Here is a 10207-nt window from a genome sequence, read left to right on the forward strand (position 1 = left end):
GAGTTTTATGAATATAGATAAATTATTTAAAAAACTCATAAAGCCCGTAGGATTAATTTTATCTTCTGTAATATTCTTTTTATTAGGATATAGTCAAATTGGATTATTAATAGCAATAATATATTTTATAGATAATTTTTATCAATTAAATAATTATTGGAAGAAGGAAGAAAATATAAATCAATTTACTAAAGAGATAAACAAGGCTGTTAAAAATACTGTAGAAAATACAATATTACCGATAGCTTTAATAGACAATAAGGGTATTATAGAATGGAATAATAATGTATTTAATGAGTTAGATAGCCGGAGAAGTTTTATAGGTGAAAATATACTTAGTATAGCAAGGGGACTAAAATTAAATAATATATTAAGTTCTGATAAAGGAATTCATCAAAAACTAAAGCTAAATAATAGACTATATGATGTTTATAGTAGTAAATTATCAAGACGAGATAGGGAATTATATTTAATTTATTTTAATGACATAAGTGAATTTATAGGAGTAGATACTACAAAAGAAAGTGTAGTGCTTATAGAGGTAGATAATTTTACTGAAGTTTTAGATTCAACAATTGATTCAGATAAACCTTTAGTTATTGCAGAAATTGATAGAGAATTAAATAGTTATGCTCATAATCTCGAGGCTATGATAAAGAAGTATCAGAACAATAAATATATATTATCAATTCAAGATAAATATATTGACGAGGAAATGAGTAATAATTTTAATGTACTAAATAAAATTTCTAATATAAATAAAGGAAATAAAATAGAAGTTACATTAAGTATAGGAGTTGGAAGAGGTGGAATTTCACCTTTAGAAAACTATAAGTATGCTTCTGTTGGAAAAGAACTGGCTTTAGGTAGAGGTGGAGATCAAGTTGTTGTAAAGAGCCCAGATAGTGTGAAAATATTTGGCGGAAACAGTAAGGAAATAGAAAAAAGAACTAAAGTTAGGGCTAGAGTAGTGTCTCATGCAATAAAAGAACTTATATATGAAAGTAATAAGGTATTTATATTAGGGCACAAGAATTTTGATATGGATTGCTTAGGTGCGGCTGTCGGTATGGCAAGTGCTGTAAAACAACTTGGTAAACCATGTAATATAATATTGGATGATAGTAATAAAGATGCCGTAGAATATTATTTAAAACAATTGAAAACAGATGAAAAATATGCTAATCTATTTGAAACATCAGAAGAAGCTAAAAAAGAAATAACTGATGAATCATTACTAATAATTGTAGATGTACACAATAAAAATTATGTTGATAATTTAAAACTTATAGAAAATTCAAAGAGAAAAGTTATAATAGATCATCATAGAAGAAGTGCAGATATAATTGGTGATACTTTATTAAATTATATAGAAGTCTATGCATCGTCAACATGTGAAATGGTAACTGAAATTATACAATATATGATTGAAAATGTAATTTTAAATAAGTTAGAGGCTGAAGGGCTTTTAGCAGGTATATATATGGATACAAAAGGATTTGCTTTTAAAACAGGAGTAAGAACTTTTGATGCAGCGTCATTTCTTAGAAAGATGGGTGCAGAAACAACAGAAGTTAAAAAGATGTTCACTGATAATTTAAAAGACTTTATACAAATAGCTGATATAATTAAATCAGCAAAGATAGAAGATAATATTGCAATAGCAATATGTCCTGAAAATGTTAATGATACTGTTATGATTGCAAAATCAGCAGATGATTTGTTAAATATATCAGGTGTTTTAGCTAGCTTTGTATTAGCAAATATTGATGGCCATACTTATATTAGTGCAAGGTCTATTGGAGATATAAATGTCCAAATAGTATTGGAAGCTTTAGGTGGGGGCGGTCATATGAATATGGCTGGTACTAAAATGCCAAATAAAACAATAGATGATGCCTTAAAAGAATTAAATGAGGCAATTACAAAATACTTAAGGGTGGGTGAATAAAATGAAAGTAATTTTATTAAAAGATGTTAAAAGTTTAGGAAAAAAAGGTGATGTTGTAAATACATCAGATGGATATGCAAGAAATTTCTTATTCCCAAAGAAGCTTGCAGAAGAAGCTACAAATAATAGTTTACACATTTTAAATAACAAAAAAGAAAATGAAAGAAAGCAAAAGCTTGCAGAACTTGAAGCAGCTCAAAAATTAGCAGGAGAATTAAAAGGAAAAGAAATAAAAATAACTGCTAAAACAGGAGATAATGGTAAGTTATTCGGAGCTATAACAAGCAAAGATGTAGCTACAAAAATAAAAGAAACTTATAAAGTTGAAATTGATAAGAAAAAGATTGTTATGGATACAATAAAAGTAGCTGGAGGATATGATATAGAAGTTAAATTATATCCTGAAGTATCAACAAAAATGAAAGTTATTATTGTTCCACAAGCTTAAGGAGGAATAGTATTTTGAAATTACGCGAGGAAATTGGTTTCCTGCAAGATATAATAAAAGGTGATTTATCACAAGATTCTCAAATAAATGTTCTATTTGATATATTAAAAAATGTATTAGATGAAGGTGCTGTAAGAGCTAGAACAGTAAGATTTAAGCTTAAAGATTACATTGGGTCAAAGAATGTAGCTGAAAGAGCATATGCATTAAATATGATAGCTTCAGATGGTGCTGGAATTGAAGTAGTACCACCAGAAGATAAAGTAGATGAAGTTATTGAAGATGCTGTTGTATGGATTTCAGAAGAGATAGCAAAAAGATATGTTCAAAATCAGATAGAATCAAAAGTAGAGAAAGCTATAATGGAAAAGCAAGAGAAGTATATTGATGAAATGAGACTTTCCATTATAAAGAAAGAAAAAGGCAGCGAAAACCAAAAAACAAAGAAAAAATATGAAGAACTTAAAGAGTTGGATGATAGAGTAACAAGTAAAAATATAATGAGCTTTTTAAGACCAGAAACATTAGATGAAATAGTAGGTCAAGAAAGAGCTATAAAATCATTAATATCAAAGTTGTCATCTCCATATCCACAACATATAATTCTTTATGGACCACCAGGGGTTGGTAAAACTACTGCTGCTAGAATAGCTCTTAATGCAGCTAAAAATTTAGAATTTACACCTTTTGATGATAAATCTAAGTTTGTTGAGGTGGATGGAACAACTTTAAGATGGGATCCAAGAGAAATAACAAATCCTTTATTAGGATCAGTACATGACCCTATATATCAAGGAAGTAAAAGAGACTTAGCTGATATTGGAGTACCAGAACCAAAGCCAGGATTAGTAACAGAGGCTCATGGTGGAGTATTATTTATAGATGAGATAGGAGAACTTGATAATATTCTTCAAAATAAACTTTTAAAAGTATTAGAAGATAAGAGGGTTGAATTTTCATCATCATATTATGATCCAGATGATGAAAAAACTCCTAAATATATAAAATATTTATTCGAAAAGGGGGCTCCAGCAGATTTTGTACTAATTGGTGCAACAACAAGAGAACCAGGAGAAATAAATCCTGCTCTTAGATCAAGATGTACAGAAGTTTATTTTGAGCCACTTGGAGTTAAAGATATTCAAGATATAGTAAGAAATGCTGCTAAAAAACTTGGAGTTTCATTAGAAAAAGAAGTTCCAGAATATATAAGTAGATTTACTATAGAAGGAAGAAAAGCAGTAAATATACTTACTGATGCATATGGATTTGCACTTTATAAGAGAAAAAATAAGCCTAAGAAACTTAAAATCACTCTAAAAGATGTAGAAGAAGTAGTATCAATAGGAAGATATACTCCATTTGAAATAGTAGATAATAATACTGAATATGAAATTGGTCATATATATGGTTTAGGAGTAAGTGGATTTATAGGATCAACGCTAGAAATAGAAGCATCAGTTTTTGAAGCAAAGAAAAAAGGTGCAGGAACTGTAAGATTCAATGAAACAGCTGGTAGCATGGCTAAAGATTCAGTATATAATGCAGCATCAGTAATAAGAAAAATTACTGATAAAGATATAAAAGATTATGATATTCATGTTAATGTAATTGGTGGTGGAAAAATAGATGGACCATCAGCTGGTACAGCAATAACAGTATGTATAATAAGTGCTTTATTAAATAAGCCTTTAAGACAAGAGGTTGCTATTACCGGGGAAATATCATTAAGAGGAAAAGTTAAACCTGTTGGAGGAATATTTGAAAAAATTTATGGGGCGAGAAGAAAAGGAATAAAACTTGCAATTGTACCAGAAGATAATAAAAATGATATTCCACAAGGATTGACTGATATAGAAGTTAAAACTGCAAGAACTATTGAAGATGTAATGGAATTAGTTTTTGAATAATAAAGTAAAGAAGATTTTAATCTTCTTTACTTTATTTTATTATTTTAAATTATATGATAAAATTAAATTTTGGAAGGAGGTATAAGCATGGAAACAACAGTTAATAAAACATTGCCACAAAGTATAGAAGCAGAACAATCAGTAATTGGTTCTATGATTATCGACAGAAGTGCAATAGCTCAAGCGGCAGAAGGGCTAGATGATGATGACTTTTATAGAGATAGTCATAAAGTTTTATTTAAAAGCATAATTGAGATGTTTAAAAAAGATATGGCAGTAGACTTAGTTACTGTACTTGAAGAGTTAAAGGCTAATGATATGCTAGAAAGAGCTGGCGGTGTTACATATGTAACAGAAATAACATCATCAGTGCCGACTACAGCTAACCTTTCTTCTTACATAAAGATAGTTCAAGAAAAATCAACTCTTAGAAAGCTTATAAAAGCTTCATCTTCTATTATTGAAGAAAGTTATAATAAACAAGGTGAAGTTGAAAATGTATTAGATGCAGCAGAAAAGAGAATATTTGATATAGCGGAGAAGAGAACTACAAGTGATTTTGAACCTTTAAATCAAGTTCTTGAGAGAGGATTTATTGAAATAGAAAGACTATTCAATAATAAAGGTGAAATAACAGGAGTAGGGTCTGGATTCGTAGATTTAGATGCAAAAACATCAGGATTCCAAAAGGGTGATATGGTTCTTATAGCTGCCAGACCATCTATGGGTAAAACAACATTTGCGTTAAATATTGCAGAATATGCAGCACTTAGAGAAGGAAAAAGTGTAGTTATATTTTCACTAGAAATGTCTAAGGAACAATTAGCATATAAACTTTTATGTTCTGAGGCAAATGTTGATATGTTAAAGCTTAGAACAGGTGCATTAGATGATAAAGATTGGGAAAATATAGCGAGAGCTACGGGTCCATTATCTAAAGCTAAAATATATATAGATGATACTGCAGGGGTTTCTGTAATGGAAATGAGATCAAAATGTAGAAGGTTAAAGATTGAGTATGGTATAGATTTAATACTTATTGACTACCTTCAACTTATGTCAGGATCATCATCAGAGAGTAGACAACAAGAAGTATCAGAAATATCAAGATCTATAAAAGCATTAGCAAAAGAGATGGAATGTCCAGTAATAGCATTATCACAGTTATCTCGTGCTCCTGAGCAAAGAGCAGATCATAGACCAATGTTATCTGACCTTAGAGAATCTGGTTCAATAGAGCAGGATGCTGACCTTGTTATGTTCTTATATAGAGATGAATACTATAACAAAGAGACAGAAGATAAAAACGTGGGGGAATGTATAATAGCAAAGCAAAGAAACGGTCCAGTAGGAACTGTTAAGTTAGCTTGGCTTGGACAATTCAGTAAATTTGGTAATTTGGATACTATACATACAGAATAAATAATAAAGACTAATATAAAGGATAAAAAAGCTCACCGTAGTAGGTGAGTTTTCTTTATAATAAATTGAAATTGGAGGATTGATTATGAGTAAAAAAATAGGATTTATAGGTTGCGGTAATATGGGAAGTTCAATGCTTGGTGGCTTAATAAGCAAAGGATTTTCTAAAAAGGAAGATATTATAGTTTCAACTAGAAGTGAAGAATCAAAAAATAGATTAGAAAAACAATATGGAGTTAATGCAACAATAGATAATAAAGAAGTTGCTGACTTTGCTGATATATTAATTCTTGCAGTAAAGCCTTATATGTATAAAGATGTAATTAGCGGAATAAAAGAAAGTATAAGTAAAGATAAAATAATAATAAGTATAGCAGCAGGTATAGATTTAAAGGACTTACATGAAATGATAGGGGAAGAGTATAAAATAGTAAAAACTATGCCAAATACACCAGCTTTGGTAGGGGAAGGTATGTCTGCAATATGTCCTAATAAAAATATTACTAAAGAAGAATTAGAATATGTTTGTAATATGTTCAATGCATTTGGAAAATATGAAATACTTTCAGAAGGAGATTTTCATGGATTTATAGCACTTTGCGGATCATCACCAGCATATGTATTTATGTTTATAGAAGCAATGGCGGATGAAGCTGTGAAACTTGGAATTCCAAGAATCAAGGCATATAAAATGGCAGCTCAAAGTGTATTAGGTTCAGCAAAGATGGTATTAGAAACTGGAAAACATCCTGGGGAATTAAAAGATATGGTATGCTCACCAAAAGGAACAACTATAGAAGCAGTATGTGAACTTGAAAAACTTGGATTTAGAAATTCTATAATAGGTGCAATGGATAAGTGCGCAGATAAATCAAAAAATATGTAATAAATTTATTTTTACTTGTTGACAAAGATAAAAATAGAATATATACTATAGTTAGTGATAATCAATATCAATTAGATAGCGTAAGAAATTTTTGGATTGGTTATATACTGGACACACAGAACACACATATATAAAACATTAACGCGAAAAAACTCCTCTTAATTATTAAATTAAGAGAAAAAAACCTTAGATTCCACAGGTCTAAGGTTTTTTTCTGTTAATTTTTCTATCATTTTTAATGTTATACGAATTATTTATTAAATTTATAGAAAAATATTCGAGAATATATTGATTTACAACTTCCAGTTTGTTACTATATTCATGGAGATTATAAAAATCTCAATAATTTATATTAATTTATTCAATTAATGTAAATAATAAAGTAGTGAATAATAAGTCTAAAAGTAAAAGGCTTATAATCCAAAGGAGGCAAATAATATGTCAGCATTTATAGTAGTAGGAGCCCAATGGGGAGATGAAGGAAAAGGAAAAATGACAGATTACCTTGCAGAAGAGGCAGATGTTGTCGTTAGATTCCAAGGAGGAAATAATGCAGGTCATACTGTAGTTGTTGGAGATAAAGAATATAAGCTTCACTTAATACCTTCAGGAATACTATATGATGATAAAGTAAATGTTATTGGAAATGGCGTAGTTGTTGACCCAAAAGCATTATTTGAAGAAATAGAATATTTAGAAGGTGTTGGAGTAAAAGTAACACCAGAAAAATTAATGATAAGTGATAGAGCTCAACTTATAATGCCATATCATAAAGTATTAGATAGATTAAAAGAAAAAGCTAGAGGAAAAAATGACATTGGAACAACAGGAAAAGGTATTGGACCATGTTATACAGATAAATATGAAAGATCAGGAATAAGAGTTTGTGATCTTATGCATGAAAATGTATTTGAAGAAAAGTTAAGAGAAAATGTAGAAGCTAAAAATGCTTATATAACAAAAGTTTTAGGTGGAGAACCTGTAAGTTTTGAAGAAATTTTCAATGAATATAAAGAACTTGCTAAAAAATTAAGACCATTTGTAAAAGATACATCAGTTCAAGTTTATGACTCAATAAAAGCTAATAAAGATGTATTATTTGAAGGTGCTCAAGGAATGCTTCTTGATATTGATTACGGAACATATCCATATGTAACATCATCAAATACAACAGCTGGTGGAGTAGCTAGTGGTTCAGGAATAGGACCAAACATGATAACTAATTCAGTTGGTATAGCTAAAGCTTATACAACAAGAGTTGGTAAAGGACCATTCCCAACAGAATTAAATGATGAAACTGGTGACTGGATAAGAGAAAAAGGTCATGAATATGGAGTTACTACTGGTAGATCAAGAAGATGTGGATGGTTAGATTTAGTTATTCTTAAAACATCAGTTAGAGTAAGCGGATTAACTTCACTTGCAGTAACAAAAATAGATACATTAGCAGGACTTGATAAAATAAAAGTTTGTACAGGATATAAATTTAATGGAGAAGTTATTGATTACTTCCCAGCTAGTTTAGAAGATCTTGCAAAATGTGAACCAGTATATGAAGAATTTGATGGATGGGATGATAGCGTTGCAGATGCAAGAAGCTATGAAGAACTTCCTGAAAATGCAAAGAAATACATTGAAAGAATAGAAGAATTCACAGATACAAGAGTTTCTATAGTTTCAGTTGGTCCAAAGAGAGACCAAACTATGAGAGTTAAAGAAATTTAATTCCGACTGGAAAACTTGACTTTAATAAATGCATAAAATATAATCTTTTTATAGATGATATTTATGTACATAAAATTATTAAAGAGGTGGATTTAATGATAACTAAAGACATGACAATCGGTGAAATAATAAGAAAAGACCCAACAAGAGCAGAAGTTTTAATGGCATTTGGAATGGGATGTGTTGGATGTCCATCAGCTCAAGCTGAAACATTAGAAGAAGCTGCAGGAGTTCACGGATTAAACTTAGAAGCTTTATTAGAAGCTTTAAACAATAGAGCAGAATATTAATTCTGAAATTTAGCAGATAGTTTATACTATCTGCTTTTTTTAATTGTTTTACATATTAAAGATGTTAGTAATAAATAGAACCATTAGTAAATATAAATAGAAAAGTAGTTTATATTATTTTATATTTGGGGGATATTTATTATGATAAAAGAAGAAAATTTAATAAAAAGTAATAATAGAAAATACAGTAATTTATATAACATAATAAAAAAATATGTTTATAAAAATTATGATGAATACAATAGGGTATGTAAAAGAAAAAATAAAAGAATAGCTATAATTATATCCTTAGTGGCTTGCTTTATGCTTATAATATCTACATCAATATTATCAATTAGAAGAGGATATTATGATAGTAATATTACTGCAATTACCTTAGCAATTATTTTTGAAGTTTTAAATATTTTATTTTTTACTACTTTTATATTTGTATTGGCTAAGGATGAGTTTAGAGAGGAGTTTGGGTTTACTGGATGTTTTAATATAACATCTATAGTTTTTCTAATAAGAGCTGTTTTTGAGCTACCTGGGGCTATAATTGGAGTATATTTAAATAATGGAGAAGGTATAGCGTTTTTTATTGGGTTAATAATGAGTAGTTTAACAATGTATTTACTATTGAAGAATAATAAAATAATAAATTTTAAAAAAGCACTTTTAATTTTATTGATATTTATATTTTTCATATAATTAATAATTTGTAAAAAGTACTTTAATAAGTATACAGAAGATAGAAAGTTTAATGAAATTAATGTAGGATTATATTAAATAATACTTTGAGGTGTGAGCAAGATGACTAATGAATATACTAAAGGATATACAAAACAATATGAAGTAATGTATAGAGATTCAGACTATAAATTAAGATGTAAACTTGCATCTATGGTAGATTTTTTCTGTGATATTGGTAACATTCATGCAGAGGAAGTTGGAGATTCAATAGATTTTCAATTATCACATGGATGTACTTGGGTCTTTTATAAATATGATATAAACATTTATAAATATCCAAAGTATAGACAAAAAATAATTGTAACAACAATTCCAGCAGGATTTAAGAAATTTTATGCATTTAGAAAATATTTGATAAAGAGTGAAGAAGGTGAACTTCTAGCAGAGGCAACAGCATTATTTTTCTTGATAAACATAGAAAAAAGAAGACCAGCAAGAATACTTAAAGAGCAATATGAATTCTATGGTGAGTCTGGAGATATGGATAAAGCTATAGATATGGGTAAAATAAGAAAAATAGAGAATGAAGACCATTATAAGGAATTCCAAATAAGATACAGTGATATAGATTCTAATACACATGTTAATAATGTAAAATATATTGAATGGGCTATAGAATCAGTTCCTATAGAAGTAGTTAAAGATTATGAAATAGATAAATTAAAGGTCGTATTTGAAAAAGAAACAACTTATGGAAATAAAATTCATGTATCAGCAGAAGTTATAAAAGAAGATGATGGATTAACAACATTGCATAAAATTACAGATAAAGATGGTCAAGAGCTTACAGTATTAGAAGCTCATTGGAGAAAATCAATATAAAATTGCAAAAAAATAGACTGC

Annotated in this window: 9 protein-coding genes; all 9 read left to right on the forward strand. The window is 28.9% G+C overall.

Translation table 11 applies throughout. The features are described 5' to 3' along the window. The first annotated feature begins 7 nt into the window (after positions 1 to 7). Positions 8 to 1951 (forward strand): DHH family phosphoesterase, encoded by a 1944-nt coding sequence (locus tag O212_RS0104965; RefSeq protein ID WP_024614040.1) that lies wholly within the window; start codon positions 8 to 10, stop codon positions 1949 to 1951. Between the two features lies 1 nt (position 1952). Further along, positions 1953 to 2399 (forward strand): 50S ribosomal protein L9, encoded by a 447-nt coding sequence (gene rplI / locus O212_RS0104970; protein WP_024614041.1) that lies wholly within the window; start codon positions 1953 to 1955, stop codon positions 2397 to 2399. A 14-nt stretch (positions 2400 to 2413) separates the two neighbouring features. After that, complete coding sequence (lonC, locus tag O212_RS0104975; protein WP_024614042.1) at positions 2414 to 4309, forward strand: Lon family ATP-dependent protease; 1896 nt, start codon at positions 2414 to 2416, stop codon at positions 4307 to 4309. 87 nt (positions 4310 to 4396) lie between these two features. Beyond that, a complete protein-coding gene (locus tag O212_RS0104980; RefSeq protein WP_024614043.1) occupies positions 4397 to 5731 on the forward strand; it encodes a replicative DNA helicase in 1335 nt (444 codons plus the stop codon). An 85-nt stretch (positions 5732 to 5816) separates the two neighbouring features. Beyond that, the gene (gene proC, locus O212_RS0104985) at positions 5817 to 6617 is read left to right on the forward strand and encodes a pyrroline-5-carboxylate reductase (protein ID WP_024614044.1); all 801 of its coding nucleotides are present in this window, start codon (positions 5817 to 5819) and stop codon (positions 6615 to 6617) included. Between the two features lie 438 nt (positions 6618 to 7055). Next, positions 7056 to 8342, forward strand: coding sequence for an adenylosuccinate synthase (locus O212_RS0104990; RefSeq protein WP_024614045.1), 1287 nt, complete (start codon positions 7056 to 7058; stop codon positions 8340 to 8342). 95 nt (positions 8343 to 8437) lie between these two features. Further along, a complete protein-coding gene (locus tag O212_RS0104995) occupies positions 8438 to 8632 on the forward strand; it encodes a DUF1858 domain-containing protein (RefSeq protein ID WP_024614046.1) in 195 nt (64 codons plus the stop codon). A gap of 141 nt (positions 8633 to 8773) precedes the next feature. Further along, positions 8774 to 9322, forward strand: a complete 549-nt coding sequence (locus O212_RS0105000; RefSeq protein ID WP_024614047.1) for a hypothetical protein — start codon at positions 8774 to 8776, stop codon at positions 9320 to 9322. A gap of 102 nt (positions 9323 to 9424) precedes the next feature. Further along, positions 9425 to 10186 (forward strand): acyl-ACP thioesterase domain-containing protein, encoded by a 762-nt coding sequence (locus O212_RS0105005; RefSeq protein WP_024614048.1) that lies wholly within the window; start codon positions 9425 to 9427, stop codon positions 10184 to 10186. The last annotated feature ends 21 nt before the right edge of the window (positions 10187 to 10207 follow it).

Origin of the sequence: Clostridium sp. Ade.TY (assembly GCF_000498355.1) — a bacterium.
Classification (GTDB): domain Bacteria; phylum Bacillota; class Clostridia; order Clostridiales; family Clostridiaceae; genus Clostridium.